This window comes from Pontibacter sp. H249, assembly GCF_037892465.1.
Taxonomy (GTDB): Bacteria; Bacteroidota; Bacteroidia; order Cytophagales; family Hymenobacteraceae; genus Pontibacter.
Genome location: NZ_JBBKTR010000012.1, coordinates 135,957 through 155,161, shown reverse-complemented (window position 1 = coordinate 155,161; position 19,205 = coordinate 135,957). Strand labels below are relative to the sequence as shown.

The 19,205-nt window shown below is 42.7% G+C and carries 16 protein-coding genes; 11 read left to right on the top strand and 5 right to left on the bottom strand.

The genetic code is table 11. The features are described 5' to 3' along the window. The 3 genes from WG943_RS15220 to WG943_RS15210 form a co-directional block, all read right to left on the bottom strand. Positions 1 to 825: hypothetical protein (locus WG943_RS15220; protein WP_340410310.1), on the bottom strand; the 825-nt coding region annotated here is incomplete at its 3' end. A 25-nt stretch (positions 826 to 850) separates the two neighbouring features. After that, positions 851 to 2,329, bottom strand: coding sequence for a hypothetical protein (locus WG943_RS15215; RefSeq protein ID WP_340410309.1), 1,479 nt, complete (start codon positions 2,327 to 2,329; stop codon positions 851 to 853). A gap of 24 nt (positions 2,330 to 2,353) precedes the next feature. Continuing rightward, on the bottom strand, positions 2,354 to 3,829 hold the full coding sequence (locus tag WG943_RS15210) for a hypothetical protein (protein ID WP_340410308.1): 1,476 nt from the start codon (positions 3,827 to 3,829) through the stop codon (positions 2,354 to 2,356). 334 nt (positions 3,830 to 4,163) lie between these two features. Between WG943_RS15210 and WG943_RS15205 the strand changes: the two genes are divergently transcribed. The 5 genes from WG943_RS15205 to WG943_RS15185 all read left to right on the top strand — a co-directional run bounded on the left by WG943_RS15205 (position 4,164) and on the right by WG943_RS15185 (position 9,104). Next, positions 4,164 to 4,370, top strand: a complete 207-nt coding sequence (locus WG943_RS15205; protein WP_340410307.1) for a hypothetical protein — start codon at positions 4,164 to 4,166, stop codon at positions 4,368 to 4,370. 69 nt (positions 4,371 to 4,439) lie between these two features. After that, entirely contained in the window at positions 4,440 to 6,158 is a 1,719-nt protein-coding gene (locus WG943_RS15200) for an ABC transporter substrate-binding protein (protein WP_340410306.1), read from the top strand. Between the two features lie 5 nt (positions 6,159 to 6,163). Then, positions 6,164 to 7,537 carry an ABC transporter permease gene (locus WG943_RS15195; protein ID WP_340410305.1) on the top strand — a complete coding sequence of 458 codons (1,374 nt, stop codon included), beginning with the start codon at positions 6,164 to 6,166 and terminating at the stop codon, positions 7,535 to 7,537. Further along, on the top strand, positions 7,534 to 8,616 hold the full coding sequence (locus WG943_RS15190; protein WP_340410304.1) for an ABC transporter permease: 1,083 nt from the start codon (positions 7,534 to 7,536) through the stop codon (positions 8,614 to 8,616). The genes WG943_RS15195 and WG943_RS15190 overlap by 4 nt, the downstream gene beginning before the upstream one ends. Positions 8,617 to 8,849: 233 nt before the next feature. Then, complete coding sequence (locus WG943_RS15185) at positions 8,850 to 9,104, top strand: hypothetical protein (RefSeq protein WP_340410302.1); 255 nt, start codon at positions 8,850 to 8,852, stop codon at positions 9,102 to 9,104. Between the two features lie 99 nt (positions 9,105 to 9,203). Here the strand turns inward: WG943_RS15185 and WG943_RS15180 are convergent, their stop codons facing one another. Next, a complete protein-coding gene (locus WG943_RS15180) occupies positions 9,204 to 9,665 on the bottom strand; it encodes a hypothetical protein (protein ID WP_340410301.1) in 462 nt (153 codons plus the stop codon). 392 nt (positions 9,666 to 10,057) lie between these two features. On the opposite strand from WG943_RS15180, the gene WG943_RS15175 reads away from it, so the two are divergent. Then, positions 10,058 to 10,534, top strand: coding sequence for a LexA family protein (locus WG943_RS15175; protein ID WP_340410299.1), 477 nt, complete (start codon positions 10,058 to 10,060; stop codon positions 10,532 to 10,534). Then, entirely contained in the window at positions 10,531 to 11,793 is a 1,263-nt protein-coding gene (locus tag WG943_RS15170; RefSeq protein WP_340410297.1) for a Y-family DNA polymerase, read from the top strand. Before WG943_RS15175 ends, WG943_RS15170 begins: the two co-directional genes overlap by 4 nt. 213 nt (positions 11,794 to 12,006) lie before the next feature. Here the strand turns inward: WG943_RS15170 and WG943_RS15165 are convergent, their stop codons facing one another. After that, entirely contained in the window at positions 12,007 to 14,142 is a 2,136-nt protein-coding gene (locus WG943_RS15165; RefSeq protein WP_340410295.1) for an elongation factor G, read from the bottom strand. Between the two features lie 350 nt (positions 14,143 to 14,492). On the opposite strand from WG943_RS15165, the gene WG943_RS15160 reads away from it, so the two are divergent. The 4 genes from WG943_RS15160 (at position 14,493) to WG943_RS15145 (ending at position 19,119) form a co-directional block, all read left to right on the top strand. Then, positions 14,493 to 15,089, top strand: a complete 597-nt coding sequence (locus WG943_RS15160; RefSeq protein WP_340410294.1) for a class I SAM-dependent methyltransferase — start codon at positions 14,493 to 14,495, stop codon at positions 15,087 to 15,089. 50 nt (positions 15,090 to 15,139) lie between these two features. After that, complete coding sequence (locus WG943_RS15155) at positions 15,140 to 15,979, top strand: universal stress protein (RefSeq protein WP_340410293.1); 840 nt, start codon at positions 15,140 to 15,142, stop codon at positions 15,977 to 15,979. 55 nt (positions 15,980 to 16,034) lie between these two features. Further along, positions 16,035 to 17,444 carry a porin gene (locus tag WG943_RS15150; protein ID WP_340410291.1) on the top strand — a complete coding sequence of 470 codons (1,410 nt, stop codon included), beginning with the start codon at positions 16,035 to 16,037 and terminating at the stop codon, positions 17,442 to 17,444. A gap of 409 nt (positions 17,445 to 17,853) precedes the next feature. After that, a complete protein-coding gene (locus WG943_RS15145; protein WP_340410289.1) occupies positions 17,854 to 19,119 on the top strand; it encodes an NAD(P)/FAD-dependent oxidoreductase in 1,266 nt (421 codons plus the stop codon). Positions 19,120 to 19,205: the final 86 nt, after the last annotated feature.

Here is a 19,205-nt window from a genome sequence, read left to right as displayed (position 1 = left end):
AGCATAAACAATAATAAAGTTGTTGAATCTGTAGTTAAACCAATTTTTATGGATCTTACCTTCTTTTAATAATTCTTCTGCGCCTTTAATTTTAAGAAATATATTCTGGTAATTACCAAGAAGCTCTTGCTCACTAATACTTAAGATATGAGCATAATTAAAGACTTTTGATGATCCTGTTTCATTCCATAAAGTTTCTAACCTTTCTAAGGCTTCTGCATACAGTGGCATTAATTTATACCGCAGCTCAACTTTCTGGTATACTGACAGCATTACTTCTTGGTAGATGTGTTCTGCCTCACGTTCAGCATTTTCTACTTTATAATAATGTTTTAAGAGCTTTGTATAATTTTCGAACTTTGTTTTATTATGAAGTATATGACTACATGACTTTTTCAACTCTAGAATGCGTACCACATAATCATATATTTCATTCTCTACAGATTTCTTAAAAACCTTATCCAGTATTTTATCGGCAAGTTTTATTTCTCCTACGCTTGTAAGTGTTTCTGCATCAAGTATGGCAGTCGCGCATTCTCTTCTGAATAATTCTGATACTGAGTATTTTCCTTCCGGAAGCTCAAGAAAGCGAATATGGTTTAACAGTTTCTTTTTAAACCTGGATTTGAGCATTCTGTAACTTGCCGGCAACTCAGACGAACCGTATAGTATTTGCGAAGCATACCCATCAGTACTTACCTCCTCTGAGTTTATCAGATGAAACAGCTTTGTTTCCAGGCTTGCTTCATCTTCTAAATTGAATAAAGGCGAAGTTTTACTTGCATGCTTACTCACTACCTTTACCAGACGGCTTAACTCATCCATTTGCTATAATTCTTTGTTTTCAGGCTTAGCCTCTCTGCTCAAGTACTTCTAAAACGTATTGCCACAAGTGCTCATAAGGTACAATTTCTATTTCGGCAATTGGGTCCTGTGGAGGTGGGGTACTTTTTAGTTTAGCTAGTAAAGGAGCCACCTTTGTCTTTAAATTCCTCCTCTCCGCCTTCATGCTCAGGATTAGCAGCTTTATAAACAGTTTGGATCTAGCTCCTACCTCTCCCTTCAGATACTTATTACTGTATTTACTTAAGCGTTCTATGTGGTACTCTTCCCTCTGAAGATCTAGGTTTGGCACCTCCTTCATAAAATCCAGAATTAGAATCGAGAGGTTCAAACCTTCTTTGTCTTTCGATAATGAAGAAAACTCAGGTTGCTTTATAAAGCCTATACTTTTTGTATCAATATCTGTCTTTGATGTTGCTAACTTTACATACTCAATTAATAATGCCCATCTCTCTTTGATTCTAGGTACTGGAAAGTTAAAGAGGCCTTTATCTATTGCAAGAGAACATAGATTAACAGCGAGCATATAATCTTGCTTGTGCAAAGAGAGGAGTAGATAGTTCTCTAAAAAACCATACCAATTGATAGACCCCTCTTTGAAAGAATTTAGATGGCAACTGGCATGATTTAAACCTTCTTCTATTTGGTTTAGCCTTAATAGGGCATAAACTTTAATAAAGTTATTTAACCTATCGTTATACCAATGTGCATTTACCTTACCTTCGTCTAACAAGCGTTTTGAATTGTTAATTAGTTTTACAATCCCCTCAAAGTTACCTGCACTCTCTAAGTAAGCTATCTGCAACATATGATAGTAGTTGTAAATTTTAGATGAGCCAGTATTTAACCATAACTTTTCTAGCTTTGGCAATGACTGCTTATAAGCTACTGACCACTTTTTGAAGCTGCTAAGATTAAGACTTATATCAAATTTATGTCTGCTGTATATGAGTGTGGCCTCTCTTTCACTAGAGTCTAAATAGCTGTAGTGTTGTAACAATTCTAAATCCTTCTCAAACTTATTTCTATCGTCCCTTAGTAAATTAGCCTCTCGCTTTATGTCATAGGCCCTAACTAATAAATCGTTTAGTTCTGCCTTCTTGGCTATAGTTATAACTTGTTCGGCTATCTTGTACGCTAAGTCATATTCACCTAGTATTACAAGTTTATCTGCCTGGTATTGCAAAGACAGGCATTCAGAGTACTTAACATAGCCCGTTCTAAAGTGGCTTTCTGATAACTCTGTAAAGAAAAGGCTATTTAAAAGTTTTTTCCGAAGCCTTGACTTAAGCATTCTATAGGTTGGGGTTAGTTTATCCTCACCATAAAGATCTAAGCATGCTTCCTCATCTGTTTGAGTTAAATTATTTTTAATTAAGTTATATAATTTTCCTTCCAGACTTGATTGGTCTGTTGGATCGACAATAGGTAAGGCTCTAGGATTACTCGAATCAATAATCTTAACGAGCCTTTTTAATTCCTGCATTAGTAATTAAGATGTTGTGAGAATCTAATGGTTACTTTCAAGTACATCAAGTATAAACTGCCACAAATGCTCATAAGGCACAATTTCTATTTCGGCGTAAGCATCGCCAGGAGTGGGTGTATTAGTTAACTTGTCGAAATGCTTTTTGCCTTTTTTCCGTATACTTTCCGGATCAAAATCTTCTGTAACAGCTAAAATGAGTAATTTCAAGAAGAGCTTACTTCTTAAGCTAAAAGAGTCTTTTAAGTGTGTATGTATGTACTTCTTTAGACTTTCTATACGATAAAGTAGAGCCTCTATATCTTTCTTCTGTAGAAAGTAAAAAAACTGAAGTATAAGAATGGCAACATTAAATCCCTGCTTATCCTTGCTATATTCTGGCAATGAAATAAAATAGGGGTTACTGACTTTCTTTAGGTATAGATTACCATTAATTATTGACAAATATGCCTGATATAATAACCAGCGTTCTTTGGCAGATGAAATTATTTTAGAATAAAAGCTATTGGCAAACACTTTATCTATAAGAACAGTAGCCAATTCATAATTCTGAGAATGAAGAGCTAGCAAAAAATAGTTTTCAAGATAAGCGAACCAATTAGGAGTATTTGAGTTGAACTCTGCTAAAAACTTTTCTGCATAGAATAAACCCTTCTCATACTTCGCTGCTTTTAAATGTGCATATACAAGAACAAATTTATTGTAACTCGCATCAAATCTTTTGTTATTTACTTCGCCTCTCTCAACTAGCTTTTCACATAATACAGTGAGTTCAACAATTTTAGAAAAGTTGCCTACCAATTCATAATACCAGATATGCGCCATATAATAGGCACTAAAGGCATTAAAAGTTTTGCACCTCCCCCAAAGAACTTCTAATTTTTTTAAATCTTTCTCTAGTTGTGGTAAGTACTCCCTCCTGGACTTGACTGATTTATTTAACTTAATGCTTATGGACTGAAACAGGCTAACAGCTCTGCTCTCAAATGCTTTTGAAAACATTACCTTATCCAATTCTAGCTTGTTTTTTTTGAAGCTCTTGTATGATCCCAGTTCCGAATTGCAGGTTAGCAGAATCTCTAGGGCTGCTATTTTAAAGCTTGTGAAATCATACTCGTTAGCTATACTTATTACCTTTTTAGCATTTAACTCTGCTAGTTTGTAATCAATTTGTTTTAAAAAGAGGTTTGCATGATGCAATAATAGATAACACTCTTGTTCGTTCTGAACATGGGATTTTACTTTTAGCTTCTGATAGTTTACTAAAACTAGGTTATTATAGAGTTTTTTCTTAACTCTATGCTTAAGCATTTTATACCTAACATCATTAGGATTTGAATTATACAGTTCTAGAGCTGCATCCTCATCAGTTTCGTAACTTTTTTGAATCAGTTTCTCTATAAATAGCCCTTCTTTACCTTTTAGATTCCTATCAGGTAAAGAACTGGAAATACTGTTGCAGAATGTTACCATTCTAGAAAGTGAGATTAATTCATTCATTGGCTAAAAAGTAATGAAGCTAATTATTAGGTATTTTTTTGGTAAAAATCGTGCAGAAACTTAGGTTACTTTTACAATACAATCTTCTTAATTTAAGAATGTGATAGTGTGTAACTTTGTTAGTTAAAGTAACATTACTAAATGTTACTTAGCGCATTTATTAACAAACAGTTAAGCAATACACTATCCCTTCTCAGCTCATTTCTGAGCATCAATATAATAATACACAGCGATATATAAATAAAAGTAAAGTTACTTTTTTAACAAAACATTCATTTATATTAATAGCTGTTAGTACCATATTTGCAATACTAAACTCTAAAACACAAAAGATATGTTATCTACAATCATTGCAATAATCATCGCCCTAACTACTGGTACAACTCCTGCACAGCCATCAAACAATAGCAACAAGTCGTCACAAGACAGCAGCTCTGCGGCATCAGCTACTTCTACATCAACGAGCACTGGTGAGTCTACAGAGGATGATGGATCTACAGCAGCATTCGGAGGTACTGGAACTTGGACTACTGGCAGATAAGCAGTTATCTATTTAAAGCAAATTTCTCTATCTTGCCCTCAGTTAAATAACAGCAACTAGTTTATTTAAATGAGGAAAGTCAGCTTACTCTTACCAATCTTTTTATGTATTGTTCTTAGCTTTTGCAGTCAGCCACAACAAGGGCTGGACGATGTAAAAGTTAGACTAGCCAAAGAGCCGGAAAACCTGAGTCCTGTAAACTTTACAGACGCACAGGCTATACAGATTCTTAATCTGTTGTATCAAAGCCTCTTGGTAGTTGATTTGGAAGAGGATAAGCTAAAACCGGCATTGGCAGCAAGAATGCCTGATATGGTCAGGCAGGATTCGGTAACATTGTTTACCTATGAGATAAGAGAAGCAGCCAGCTGGCCTGACGGCACTGCCGTAACAGCAGATGACATTGCCTTTACTTTAAAGGTGCTTAAAGCGCCTTTGTTGAATAACGAGCAGATGAAGCCACAGGTCGAGTTCATTCGTGACATTCTACCTGATGAAACTAACCCTAAAAAGTTTACCTTGGTCTGTTCAGGTTATGCTCCAGAAATGGAGCTCCTGACCGGAGATTTTTTTATACTACCTTCAAACCTGTTAGATCCGCAAGGTCTGCTAAAGGCTATACAGGTATCGGAACTAAGCGACGATCTTTCCGAGCTTGAAAACAACAAGAACTTAAAGGCTTTCGCTGAGAAGTTTAATGCTATTGACTTCAAAAGTGACAAAGCCTTTTTGCAAGGTAGCGGCGGCTACCTTCTCGATAATTTTGTGCCTAACCAGTATATTGTGCTGCAACGCAAGCAAAACTGGTGGGGCAGCAAATTAGAGCAGTCACACCTTGTTGCTAATCCAGAGCGCATCAGCTTTCATATTATTCCGGACAATACAACAGCCCTACTTGCCTTAAAAAACCAGCAACTGGATGTATTAGGAAATATTCCGGCGGCGGAGTTCGACGAGCTTAAATCGGATAATAAATTTGCTGCCAACTACAACCTGTACACGCCAGACTCCTATGAATTTACTTATGTAGGCCTTAACAGCAGATCACCGAAGTTCTCTGATAAGCGTACTCGCCAGGCTATAACTCAGTTACTGGATGTTAACAGCATGATGAAAGTCTCGCAGCAGAGTTACGCCACTCCCACAGCAAGTATTATCCCTCCTTCTCTTACAGCATACTATAACAAAAACCTTAAGGCCCGAGAACAAAATATATCTCAGGCAGAGAAACTGTTAACAACCGCTGGCTGGACTCGTGAGCAGGATGGCTGGTACAAAAGTATAAATGGTAAAAAAACTCAACTTACTATAGAGGTAATTTACCGCGCCGGCAGCACTAATTTCGAGAATGCTGCCCTTGTCTTTCAACAGAGTGCTGCCAAAGCGGGTATCCCGGTTAATGTACAGGCAGTAGAATCTAATTTGTTTTCTCAGAAGTCTAAAGTGCATGAGTTCGACATGTTCTTCCGTTCACTTTCCGGCAATCCTTTTGTATTTAACTTTAAAGTCCTGTTTCATACTTCTTATGCCAACCTTGGCGGCATGAACCATACAGGCTTTGGCAACCAGAAAAGTGACAAACTATTGGATGCAATTAATGCTGCTGCCACTACTGAGGAGAAAGCTAAACTTCTAAAAGAGCTACAAACTATGCTGTACGAAGAAGCCACTTTTATACCCTTATACTATCAGAAAGAAAGAATTGCCGTCCACAAGCGCTTTGGTAATGCTAAAATATCAGGTTTGTCGCCAAATTATGATGTGAGTGCCTTCACATTAAAAAATTAGCACCCATGCTGCAGTACATTCTCAGGCGTTTCCTGCTGTCTTTGCCTGCGCTTTGGCTGCTGGTTACGTTTGTGTTTTTGCTGAGCAAGCTTTTAACAGGAACGCCCGGCGAAGAACAAATGCTGCAAGAAAATGGCGGATACTACAGCAAAGGCAGCACCGAAAGCAGGCAACTCGTTTACAGAAACTATTTAAATCGTACAGGTCAAAACCTCCCACTTTTTTACTTTTCTATTAAGGCCTCACCCGAGCCAGACACGCTACACCTGGTTTACCCTGCGCACCATCGTACTTTATTAAAAAAGCTTTACTGGCAATACGGCAACCCAGAAGCAGTAGGTAGATATTACCAAAGTATAAAAGCACTTGAAGCTGCATTACCAGTTGCACAAAAAGCTAGCCTTCAACCATACATGGACAGCCTCTACTCCACCACAACTCCAGAAGGCCTTAAAGCAATAGCAGCTACCCCCTCACCCTCCTGGGGTGCACAAGCCTCAGAACTTACAGTGGCAGCCACCCATTTAGCTGCGCAACAAAAGTCTTATACTTTCCTGCTTCCATCTTTTAGGTGGCACGGCACGGATAATCAATACCATAGCTGGCTTATTGGAGTTATACAGGGTAATTTAGGTACTTCTTTCCGGGATGGCAGGCAAGTAAGTTCTTTACTTTACGATGCTATAGCCAACACCTGGTGGCTGATGCTGGCAAGCATACTAATAGCCTTTGTAGTAGCCTTTGAGCTAGGCATGCTGCTGGTTATGCCGCAAAGTAAAAGGCTCCGTAAAGTTTTGCTGCCCTCGCTTTTTGTGATCGACAGTATTCCGCTGTTTCTGCTGGCACTGCTCCTGCTTGTACTTTTGGCCAGCCCATCTTTTCTTCAGCTTTTCCCAGTGTATGGTATGGGATATCACACTCTAACCGGAGAGTCGTGGCTGCAACGAGCTGGTGTACTGTCCCAGTACCTGGCTCTTCCTGTAATATGTCTTACCCTTAGCAACATACCTTATCTAACTAACCTGATATACCGATCTTTTTCGGAAGAGCGTAAAAAAGACTACGCCAGAACAGCTAGAGCCAAAGGGTTCTCCGAACGTCAGGTTATCAGAAAGCAACTGCTGCGAAACACGCTTTTACCTACAATCACAGTACTCTCTGATGCACTGCCTATAATTGTAGCAGGCACAATATCCATAGAAATAATTTTTGCCATTCCGGGTATGGGGCGCTTACTCGTAGACTCTGTTTTAGCCAGAGATTACCCTGTTGTTTTGGCTATCGTGCTGGTAGTAGCAGCATTTAGAGTAGTTACTTACCTGCTGGCCGATATTTTCTATAGCCTGGCCGATCCAAGAATTAAACATGCTGCTTCATGATAAATTTAAAAATCGATCTGAGGCAGATCTGGCACAGAAGCCTATCCTTTAAAATAGCTGCATCTTACCTGCTGCTGCTCATTATACTTATAGTTACGCTACCTATACTGCCGCTTGCCTATCAACCAAACGAGCTGGACCTGCAGTATACTTTTGCAGAACCCTTTACCAAGGGAAACGGCGCGTGGCACTGGCTCGGAACAGATGTTTTAGGGCGCGATGTATGGGCTAACATACTTTATGGCGCACAATCGGCGTTGCTGGTGAGCTTTCCGGTTATGCTATTCTCTACAAGCTTAGGCCTTGTAATAGGAATGAGTGCTGGGTATTTTGGAAACGATGGATTAAAGATTAGCCGCGCCACTGTACCTGTTACACTCCTGGCACTTTTTGCAATTTTTTATTACGGGTTATACTTGCCCTTAAACTTTTATAAACTGGCTCTACCCTCCAGTTATATATGGCTTAGTTTACTGGCGCTGGCTGTTATACTTCTGCTACTCTACAAGGTGTTGCTGCCCCTGTTAAATAGATGGCGTTATACGGCAGCCAATATACTCCTTCCCCTAGACTACCTGGTGCTCCGCTTTACAGAAGCCCTTACAAGTGTTCCGAGGCTGCTTCTTGTACTGGCACTCGCGTCTTTTATGCAGCCTTCGGTGGTGTTACTTTCTGTAATTTTCGCTGCCACCTTCTGGACCTCTACTGCCCGCTTGGCAAGAGCCGAAATGCTCAAAATTAAACAGCTACCGTTTTTTGAAGCTGGCAGAAGCCTTGGCGTACCAGAAGCACATTTGCTTATAAAGCATGCTTTACCCAATATGCTAGGCCCTGTTATCGTTACCTTTACTTTTGGGATAGCCGGTCTTTTAGCTCTTGAGTCAACTTTATCATTTTTGGGAATAGGGGTGCCTGGCTCTTTTGTAAGCTGGGGTCGAACTATTGCAGGCATTCGTTCTAATACGTCCGCATGGTGGCTGGTTGTGTTTCCGGGTGCCGCACTTGCTGCTACAGTATGGTCTTTGCAAACTATAAGCTATCATCTTCTCAATCATTTTGAAGAAAGAAAGCAGCTTTAAAATGTTACTTTTTCGCAAAGTTTGTCACTAATTTATAGCTAGACAACTGCACCGCAAAACCCCTAAAGCGTAATATATAAAGCATTTACATTGCGTATTGTTGCGGTAGTTAATATTATAACCAGCAAAATACCGCATAAACCTGACGTTACTTAGTCCCCTTAAATTTCCTGTTGTACAGCCAACTTACCTGCTATCATTGTATCAACTAAGACCCCAAAACCCATCGACACATGAATAGTATTGTAAACCCTTTAGCAAAAAGCAACTATAGCAAACCGTGTCTAACGTTGTCGTCGCATGCCAAGAGAACTAGCAAGCAAGAAGAGGATACTTTTGATTTCTCTACTATAGACGGTGGTATGGTTACCTATAATGAAGGAGCAAAAGCTATCAGCAACGGCGCCGGAATTTTTATCGGAGATTATTTTGTGGGTGTTAGCGATAGCTATCAGTCTATTACCAACTTGCCTTATGTGCGTTACTAATGTTGTAGTTTGTGTACTAACTGCAGTCTAGAAATCTTTAATACTTTTACCCTGAAAATAAATTGGTTAGTTAATTTTTAATTTGTTGGTTGTTTGTGTTTAGATTAAGCTGAATGCCCTGCAGTCCCCCCTGTAGGGCATTTGCTCTTCCAGGGGTTCTGTGTCAAACAGCCAATCTAAAGCATCTTCTCTGCCTTCAAAAACCTTGATATCAAAATCGTAAAGCCCCTCCCTGTCAATAGCATTTAGTATTCGGTTTCCGATGTTTTGCTGTATAGCAGTAGACCAGGCAATGCGAGCAAGCTTACAAATGCTTGTGCTGGCTAGTAAAGGCATGCAATAGGTGCGAACCCAGTTTTCATCAGCAGATTTGGCAGCATGTAGCAATCTTACGTCTAATAACAAAAAAGTAGCTTTTGTCTGATGCAATAAAGCAACAATTGTTTTAAGGTTTTCCTGTAGCTCCAGTGCAGATACATGTCCATGACATACAACCTCAAGCAGACTTAATGCCTCCTGGTATTTGTAAGTATAAGTATCTTTCATTTCGTAGTTCTGCATGGAGTGTTATAACATAATTAGCATATCATACGCAACATAACCGGTAAAACAGATGCCTCTTACACGGTAATAGTTGCCGTTCACTAATAAAAATTAAATAATATCTCTATAACACACCAAAAACATAACTAAATATATCAGAACACTATTTATTTTGGCAAATTTTACCACTACAGCTGCTCCTATATCAGCACTATACAACATCTAATTGTGTATCAGCAGGTTACTATAGTCCTAAGCGATTTCGATTAAATATGTAGAGATCATACCTCCTCCTCTATTTAAAAATTCAACCAAAATACAGCTTCAACAGTATAGTTTTACTAAATATATTAGCTAAAAATATAGCAAACTGAGTATATTGCACCTATTAATACTAAATAATTTAGCCAATGATACTGGAAACTGTATTGCGAAATGCCAATAATTCTGTTTTTGGAAAAGCGTACTTACCTGATGCACAAGATAATGCAGAGTTTAACTTGTTCGGTAGCAGGGTTGCGTGCGGTTTTCCATCTCCTGCCGCAGACTATATAGAAGAGACTATAAACTTGAACCGGCACCTGATACGCAACCCCTCCTCTACTTATTTTATAAGAGCAAGTGGCGAATCTATGCGTGATGCCTGTATTCGGGATACAGACCTTTTAATTGTAGATAAATCCATAAATGTAAAAAATGGTTACCCAATTGTGTGTTGGCTTAATGGGGGCTTCACCATAAAAACTTACCGCATAGAAAAGGACAAAGTATACTTAGAGCCGGCCAACCCCGATTACCCTAAAGTAGAACTGACCGAAGGTATGGACTTTACCTTTTGGGGAGTGGTGTCTTACTCTATACATAACTGTTTACCTCACCTGCCATGATTGCCTTAGTAGACTGCAACAACTTTTATGCCTCCTGTGAGCGTGTTTTTAATCCTGCCATCAGAGCTAAGCCGGTGGTGGTACTGAGCAACAACGATGGCTGCGTAATAGCCCGCTCTGCAGAATCGAAGGAGCTAGGCATAAGAATGGGAGAGCCATACTTTATGGTAAAAAAGCTAGTGAAGCAGCATGGCATAGAGGTTTTTAGCAGCAACTATACCTTGTATGGAGACATGAGCAACCGGGTAATGAAAACACTGGCTGAATTTACACCCAACCTGGAAGTATACAGTATAGATGAATCGTTTCTGGACTTGGGACACTTTTACGGCAAAGACTTAACCCAATATGCCTGGCAGATAAAAAACACCGTGCGCAACTGGACAGGTATACCGGTAGGCATTGGCGTAGCCCAAACTAAAACACTTGCCAAAATTGCGAACCGATTAGCTAAGAAAAGTACCAAAGCCAATGGTGTACTGGTGCTTCAAGAGCCAAAGCATATAAAAGCCGCCCTGCAAAGAACCGAGGTAGCCGATATCTGGGGCATTGGCAGGCAGCATGCCAAGTTTCTGAAGAGCCGCAATATTTGTACAGCTTATGACCTGGCGCAACAGCCTGATGCATGGGTAAAGAAAAATATGACAGTAGTAGGGCTAAGGATGGTAAAGGAACTGCAGGGCGAGGCTTGCCTGGAACTGGAAGAGGTACCGCCTGCCAAAAAGAACATTTGCACCTCCCGTAGCTTTGGCAACCCAGTTAAGGAGCTTACGGCTTTAGAGGAAGCAACTGCATTATACGCCTCTAAGTGTGCTTACAAGCTACGAAAGCAGGGCAGTTGCACCAGTGCTATAACGGTGTTCATCACTACAAATAGCTTTGCCGACACAAAACAGTATTACAACTCTAAAACCATACAGTTACCCAGTCCTGTTAACAGCGATCTGCACTTGATCCAGTATGCTACGTTTGCACTTCGAAGCATTTACAGAGAGGGCTACATCTATAAAAAATGTGGCGTGATCGTTTCGGAACTGGTACCTGAAAACACCATACAGCTTGGCTTGTTCAGTGGTGCAGATACGGGTAAACACCGCGACCTGATGCAGGCACTAGATGGCTTGAACCAGAAGTATGGACAAGCCACTGTAAAGTCGGCAGCACAAGGCTCGAGCAAATCTGATTGGTTTCTGAAAAGTGAACACGTATCTCCCTGTTACACCACCAGGTTAAGTGATGTTATTATCGCCAAACTGTAAACTGCCACGTCCTGATTAAATTTTTGGAATGATTTAAACATTCATAAACACTTGTATGTCAGAAGCATAAATCACAATCGCAACCATGCAAGAGCAGCTATAAAAGTGGCAGCTTTAGAAGTAATAAGCTTTGCGTTTAGTAAGGCTACGAAGTATAAAGTGCCTGCTTTAATAAACATTACAGCAGGCACTTTATACTTTACGAAAGTTATACTAATGAGCCTCTGCCAATTCTGTTTTGCTATACTCTTCGCTTACACGTTTCTGAAGGTCCGAAGAGACAGGGGCATAATCGGCAAAATGGCTGCGCACAATAGCCCTACCCTGGCTCAGGCTACGCAGCGAGGTCTGTAGTTTATCCAGCTCCTCCAACGGCACCCTGGCTTTTATCACCTGGTTATCTCCCTCTATATCCATCGTCATGATAAGGCCTCTGCGTATCTGCAGCTCCGTCATCACATCTCCCATCAGGTCGGCTGGTATAAGCACCTCCACATCATAAACAGGCTCCAGCAACTGTGGCCCTGCCTGCATAAAAGCATCTTTAAAGGCCATCATACCAGCTATTTTAAAGGAGATATCGTTGCTATCTACGGGGTGCATTTTACCATCAAACACACTTACCCGCACATCGCGCACATACGAACCGGTAAGCGGCCCCTGCGCCATTTTCTCCATCACCCCTTTCATAATAGAGGGCAGAAAACGTGCATCGATCACACCACCAACAATGCAGTTGTTAAATACCAGCTTGCCACCCCAGGGCAGGTCTATGGTTTCGGTATCGCGCACCGGATGTTCGGTTAGTGGCGGCATACCTTCATAATAAGCCTCTACTTTTAAAGATACTTCCCCAAACTGACCTGCACCGCCAGATTGCTTTTTGTGGCGATAAGTAGCCGTGGCTGCCTTTTGAATTGTTTCGCGGTAAGGGATTTTTACTTTCTGGAACTCAGCCTGCATTTTATAAATGTTTTCCAGGCGCCATTTGGTTACGGCCAGGTGCAACTCGCCTTGTGTGGAAAGTATAAGCTGCTTCAGTTCCTGATTATATTCTACTCCCACCGTTGGGTCTTCTATGTGGATATCGTTCAGCACCTCGCTCAGCTTCTCGTCGTCCTGCTTGTTTGCCGCCGAGATGGCTACACGCAGCTTAGGATCCGGGAACTCGATTGGCCGGATATTGCCTACTGCCCCCTTGCCGTTAAGCGTATGATTGGTGTAGGTGTTCTTCAGTTTCAAAGTACAGCCAATATCACCGGCTTTAAGGGTATCTACAGGATTTCGCTTTTTACCATCGGCTATAAACAACTGGCTGATGCGTTCTACTGTGGAAGTTCTCTCGTTGCGCAATTCCATGCCTACAGCCACCTCGCCTGATAGTACCTTAAAGAAAGACAGCCTGCCCAGCCCCGGCTCTACCAGCGTCTTGAACATAAATAACCTGGTAGGTCCGTTAGGGTCGCAGGGCACTTCTTCTCCGTCTTCGGTTTCTTCGGCGGGCATTTCTATAGCAGAGGGTGCCACATTATCGATAAAACCCATCATACGTCCTGAACCCATGTCTTTTTTAGCTGATAAGCAGAAAACCGGGAATACCTCATGCTTCATCATGCCGATCTTCAGCCCCTGCCGCATTTCATCCTCATCCAGTGTGCCCTTCTCAAAATACTGCTCCATCAGCCCCTCATCGTTCTCTGCCGCTTTCTCTACCAACTCGTTATGCAGCGTATCTGCCTTCTCTTTCTCGCTGTCTGGTATCGGTAGTTTCTCCGGCTTCCCACCTTCCTCCGGAAATTTATACATTACCATCTTCAGCAGATCGATGATGCAGTTAAAACCTGCTCCGGTGTTCAGCGGATACTGCATTACGGTTACAGCCGATCCGAAGAATGCCTTTGCCTGCTCTATGGTTTGGTTAAAGCGTGCTCTGTCAGAATCCAGCTGGTTCACGGCAAGTATAGTTGGCTTTCGGTAGCGATCTACATAGTTCCAGAGTAGCTCTGTGCCCACTTCTACCCCACTCTGTGCATTAAGCAATAATACAGCCGTGTCGCATACCCGGATAGAGGTGATTACTTCCCCAATAAAATCGTCTAGTCCGGGCGTGTCGATGATGTTGATCTTGTAGTCGCGCCATTCGGTGTGGAGGGACGTGGCATATACAGAGCTTCCGCGGTCGTGCTCTACTTCGTGATAGTCGGAAACGGTATTTTTCTCCTCCACTGCACCTCTGCGGTGAATAATGCCAGCTTCAAACAGCATGGTTTCGGCAAGAGTCGTTTTGCCGCTTTTTGCAGGGCCTATCAGGGCCACGTTTTTAATGTGCTTTTCGTCGTACGTTCTCATATGGGCAGGATTCTGATGGTTACTTGTTTTATCAAAAGCATAATCAAAGACAGGAGAGAGTATACAGCAGCGTAAAAATGCTAACTACATAGTATATGCTTAGTTATGCGAAAAACAAATAAAAAAGGTTCTGTAAAACCTGCTTTAAATCCAAATTTATACTATCCATAATTTTAACCGGAAATCAGCACTAAAACCCCAGGCTACAGCTACAGGATATTTTACCACTCGGCTGCAAGAATCACCATAAATAAAGCCTTATGTAACCAAAGTTACTGAACCGGGCCATTCATATACCCACCTTTGCACTGTAGTAGATTAAAACACACTAGAAAGGAGAACAACATGCTATGCAGGAATTCTGGAACGAGCGATACAGACAGGAAGAAATGATTTACGGTTCAGAGCCAAATGTATTCTTTAAAGAACAGCTGGAAAAGCTAAAGCCGGGCAAACTTTTACTACCGGCAGAAGGCGAAGGCCGCAATGCCGTTTTTGCCGCCCTTAACGGCTGGCAGGTGCTGGCTTTCGACTACAGCGAAGCAGGAAGAGCCAAAGCGGAAAAGCTGGCCGAACAGAAAGGCGTAAAGCTGAACTACAAAATTGCCGAGGCTGACACTTATGAACTGAAGGCTGAAAGTATGGATGCCATTGCTTTTATCTACGCACACTTCTCTCCTGCCACCAGGCAAAACCTGTTCAGTAAAGCTGTGAAGTGGCTGAAGCCCGGAGGCGTAATCATACTGGAGGCATTCCACCCGAAGCAGCTGGCTCATACTTCCGGTGGGCCGAAGGATGAAGCGATGCTCTACACGGCTGACGTGCTACGCTCAGACTTCAAAGCCCTGAGAATAGACCTGCAGGAGGAAAAGGAAATACTACTGGCAGAAGGTGCCTACCACAGCGGCGCAGGTTATGTTACCAGGCTGGTTGCCACAAAAGTATAAACAGAGATTTATCATCAACTATAAAATGAACCAATAACACGGTTAAGAACATGGAAAAGCTAAACGTAATGGTGCCTGTCGATTTTACACCGGTATCTTTTAAAGCAATAGAATTATTGAGTTTACTAATGGAGAAAGCGCCCGTTAATACGCACCTGGTACACGTAATCCAGGTTAACGCTGCCGACTGGGCTGGCTCCAGCGAGGCATCTGAAACCATAGACAGAGCTGAAGTAAAGGAACTGGAGCAGAAAGCGGAAGAACAGTTTGCCAGACTCAGACAACAGGCAGACTTTCCCTTTACCAGCGAAATCATACACGGTGGCTTAACTACTTCCCTCTCAAAGTATGCCAACCAAAGTAATCCAAACCTGGTAATTATGGGTACAGAGGGTGCCGATGGCTGGTATGAAAAAATATCTGGCTCTGAGGCGCAGCATGTGGTGCGCAATACCAACGTTCCCGTTATCACCATACACCAGCATGCCTCTGTTACTCCTATCCAGAATATACTTTGGGTTGCTGATTTCGAGGCAGAAAAACAACCGGAGCAAAGTATAGCTACTATTAAAACTTTACAGCAGCTCTTTGGTGCAAAGCTACACCTGCTGCAGATTATAGAAAAAGAGGACGAGCCTAAGGCACAGCGCATACAGGAAAGCATGCAGCGCTTTGCTGACGAGCTACAGTTACAGAACTACGAATTGCACCTGCGCCGCGACTACAAAGTACCTGCTGGCGTCCGAAACTTTAACCAGGAATCGGAAATGGATCTGGTGGTAATTGGCACACATGCACGCAAAGGATTCAGCCACATCTTTTATGGCAGCATAGCCGAAACGCTGGTAAACCATTGCATCAGGCCGCTTTTAACTTATCATCTTAAATAAAAATCTGCAGAATTGATCGGGCAGCAACCGCTGCCCTTTTACTTAACAGTTAACCATGTATACTAAAGTTGTACTGGCGGCTACTCTTACAGCAACCTTGCTGGCGGGTACAGCAGCCGGACAGGACCATTCTATCTCTACAGCAGCACACGGAGCACCGGTTGCCTCTGATACTACCAGGATACAAAATGTAAAAGAGCTTTTTACCAAAGGAGAAGTAGAGGGCCATGTGCGAAACTACTTTATGGCTACCTGGAACCACCGCTCCCTCTCCGATAACTATGCCAATGCCATAGGCGCCGAAATCTCTTATAAAACTGCAAGCCTCCACGGCTTCAGGATGGGGTTTGCCGGGTTGTTTACCTATAACCTGTTTTCCTCCGACATTAACAGGCGCGACCCCATCTCGGATAAGCACCCAAAGCTGGAACAGGAACTTTTTAATGTGGAAGACCCTGAAAACAGAGCTGACCTGGACCGGCTGGACGAACTTTACCTGGAGTACCAATCGGACTGGCTGAGGGCTAGAGCAGGGCGTTTTAGTTTTACCTCTCCGCTCATGAACCCACAGGATACCCGCATGAAGCCTTACTCTTTCCAGGGTATAAACGTGCAGGTTCCGCTGCAGGAGAGTGGGCTGCTTACTCTTGCCTGGTTCGATCACTTTTCGCCCAGAAGTACGGTAGAGTGGTTTAAGTCTGACGAATCTATCGGCATTTTCTCTGCTGGTGTGAATGCAGATGGTAACCCATCCGGGTATGCGCATCATACTAAAACAAAGGGAGTAGCTGTGGCTGGTTTACAGTTCAGACCAAACTCACGCATCAGCATAGATACCTGGAACTACTGGATTGAGAACATCTCCAACAACAGCTATGGCCGTGTTGTGGCAGAGGTGATACCACATATTAAAGTAGGTGTAGAGGCGCTTTACCAGTTCCGGGTAGGCAATGGCGGTAACCCCGAGGAGGCGCTGGCATACTTTCCGGACCAGAAGCAATGGCTGGCAGGTAGCATGCTGGCCTATGAGCCTGCAACCTGGCACCTGTCTTTAAACTACCTGCACACCGCTGCCGACGGTCGCTTTCTTTTTCCGAGGGAATGGGGCCGTGAGCAGTTTTTTGCTACTGTTTCGAGAGGCAGAATAGAGGGAACTGGTAAATCGGATATTATGGTAGCCAAAGTACGAAGGCAATGGTCCGAGAGGTTCTCTTCTGAGGCAGCTGTTGCTAAGGCGTGGTTGCCAACTCCTGAGGATTACCGCTTTAACAAGTATGGCTCAACTTCTTACTTAGGGTGGGTAGCCGACCTAAACTATAAACCTGCCAATCCTGTGCTGAATGGCCTGAATTTCAGGCTGCTTTACATTGGCAGGGTATCACCGGGTACAGACATGCCTTTAAAAGACATGTACTACAACACCAACTTCCATAACCTGAATTTTGTAATGCAGCTCAACTTTTAAATAAGATTAAGATGCCTTGGTCAAGTGCACAGGGTATTACACTAAAACATGATCAACATCATCCTGTTTTAATAGGCTTAAATACAATAAGTTACGTATAAATCATACTTAAATAATAGTTTAAAATGCTTTAGTTACATAAAAACTCTAAACCTAATGGATCACCTGGCTTTAAAATAAACCAGAATGGAGGAAGCCAAAGTAATTGCCCTGCCTCGGATTAGTGATAATACCCTGACCAAAGGCAAACTGAACTTGATAGTAAATGATACCTGGCTATAAAAGCTGCTTCCGGCTGCTGCTTATACTTTTAATAGGGTAAAACCTGAAGTATAAGTAATGTAAGAAAACCAGCTTTTGCAGCCTTTTATACTTTGAGGCAGGCTCTAAACCTTTTCATAAAAAAGCCATGTATACACATTTCCAAGTACTTATTATTGGCGGAGGCACGGCAGGCATTATGTTAGCAGCCAAGCTTCACCGCGAGCAAAAGCACCTCCGGATGGCCATTATTGAACCCTCTAAAAGCCACTGGTACCAACCCGCCTGGACACTGGTGGGGGCTGGCACCTACGACTATGTGGACACCCGCCGAGAAGAGGCATCCGTTATCCCGAAAGGCGTAGAGTGGATACAGGACAAAGCCATTGAGATACTACCCGAAGAAAATAAAGTACGCACCGAGAGCAGCGGCGAATACACCTATGATTACCTGGTAGTTGCTCCTGGCGTAAAGTATGATCTGGATATGATAGAAGGGCTGCGCGAGGCCCTGCAACAGCCCAATGTATGCAGCAACTACATAGACCCGCGAAAAACCTGGGGTGTACTCCTCAAATTCGAGGGTGGCAATGCCGTTTTTACCCAACCCTCTACTCCTATTAAATGTGGCGGCGCACCACAAAAGATCATGTACCTGGCCGACGAGCACTTCCGAAAAGCAGGTGTGCGTGATAAAACCAACGTTGTGTTTGCCACGCCGGGCTCCGTCATTTTTGGGGTGAAGGAGTTTGCCAAAACGCTGATGGAAATTATAGAGCGTAAGCAAATCATCCTCAAAACCTTCTATAACCCGGTCAAGATCGATCATCAAAATAATGAGATACATTTTAAGTGGGTGAAGCCCGGGGAGAACAAGTGTGTGCTGACAGAGGGGAACAACTTGCAAGAGCACACCGTGAGCGACGACACCATCGTGATGCCCTACGACATGCTGCACCTGGCCCCGCCCCACGTGGCTCCTGACCTGGTCCGTGAGTCTACGCTGGCAGTTCAGGAGGGCCCCAACAAAGGCTGGCTCGATGTGGACATACATACCCTGCAGCATAAGCGCTACACCAACATTTATGGTTTGGGCGATGTGGCAGCCTTGCCAACTGCTAAAACAGGAGCAGCCATCCGCAAGCAGGCACCGATAGTGGCAGCGCAGCTATTGGCAAGTATAAACAAGCAGCCAAAACCCGAACTGCTGTACCAGGGCTACTCCTCCTGCCCTTTGGTAACGGGCTACGGCAAAATGGTGCTTGCCGAGTTTAAGTACGATAACGTACGCGACAGCGACCCGCTTATCTCCAGGTTTGTAGATACCACCAAAGAGCAGTGGAGCATGTGGCTGCTGAAGAAGTATGGCCTGCCCTGGATGTACTGGAATCTGATGCTGAAAGGCATTATGTAACCGTTTTTGAAGTGTGACAAACATCACTGAAGAAGGCTATTTTATACTATACTTTTGTATCAACAAATAAGAGAGTATAACAGAGT

What these genes read in the sequence shown, in the direction of transcription:
- WG943_RS15185 (WP_340410302.1), top strand. Translation starts at nt 8,850, where the DNA reads ATGAATAGTATTGTAAACCCTTTAGCAAAAAGCAACTATAGCAAACCG.
- WG943_RS15200 (WP_340410306.1), top strand. Translation starts at nt 4,440, where the DNA reads ATGAGGAAAGTCAGCTTACTCTTACCAATCTTTTTATGTATTGTTCTT.
- WG943_RS15145 (WP_340410289.1), top strand. Translation starts at nt 17,854, where the DNA reads ATGTATACACATTTCCAAGTACTTATTATTGGCGGAGGCACGGCAGGC.
- WG943_RS15180 (WP_340410301.1), bottom strand. Translation starts at nt 9,665, where the DNA reads ATGCAGAACTACGAAATGAAAGATACTTATACTTACAAATACCAGGAG.
- WG943_RS15165 (WP_340410295.1), bottom strand. Translation starts at nt 14,142, where the DNA reads ATGAGAACGTACGACGAAAAGCACATTAAAAACGTGGCCCTGATAGGC.
- WG943_RS15175 (WP_340410299.1), top strand. Translation starts at nt 10,058, where the DNA reads ATGATACTGGAAACTGTATTGCGAAATGCCAATAATTCTGTTTTTGGA.
- WG943_RS15190 (WP_340410304.1), top strand. Translation starts at nt 7,534, where the DNA reads ATGATAAATTTAAAAATCGATCTGAGGCAGATCTGGCACAGAAGCCTA.
- WG943_RS15205 (WP_340410307.1), top strand. Translation starts at nt 4,164, where the DNA reads ATGTTATCTACAATCATTGCAATAATCATCGCCCTAACTACTGGTACA.
- WG943_RS15150 (WP_340410291.1), top strand. Translation starts at nt 16,035, where the DNA reads ATGTATACTAAAGTTGTACTGGCGGCTACTCTTACAGCAACCTTGCTG.
- WG943_RS15170 (WP_340410297.1), top strand. Translation starts at nt 10,531, where the DNA reads ATGATTGCCTTAGTAGACTGCAACAACTTTTATGCCTCCTGTGAGCGT.
- WG943_RS15215 (WP_340410309.1), bottom strand. Translation starts at nt 2,329, where the DNA reads ATGCAGGAATTAAAAAGGCTCGTTAAGATTATTGATTCGAGTAATCCT.
- WG943_RS15155 (WP_340410293.1), top strand. Translation starts at nt 15,140, where the DNA reads ATGGAAAAGCTAAACGTAATGGTGCCTGTCGATTTTACACCGGTATCT.
- WG943_RS15210 (WP_340410308.1), bottom strand. Translation starts at nt 3,829, where the DNA reads ATGAATGAATTAATCTCACTTTCTAGAATGGTAACATTCTGCAACAGT.
- WG943_RS15195 (WP_340410305.1), top strand. Translation starts at nt 6,164, where the DNA reads ATGCTGCAGTACATTCTCAGGCGTTTCCTGCTGTCTTTGCCTGCGCTT.
- WG943_RS15160 (WP_340410294.1), top strand. Translation starts at nt 14,493, where the DNA reads ATGCAGGAATTCTGGAACGAGCGATACAGACAGGAAGAAATGATTTAC.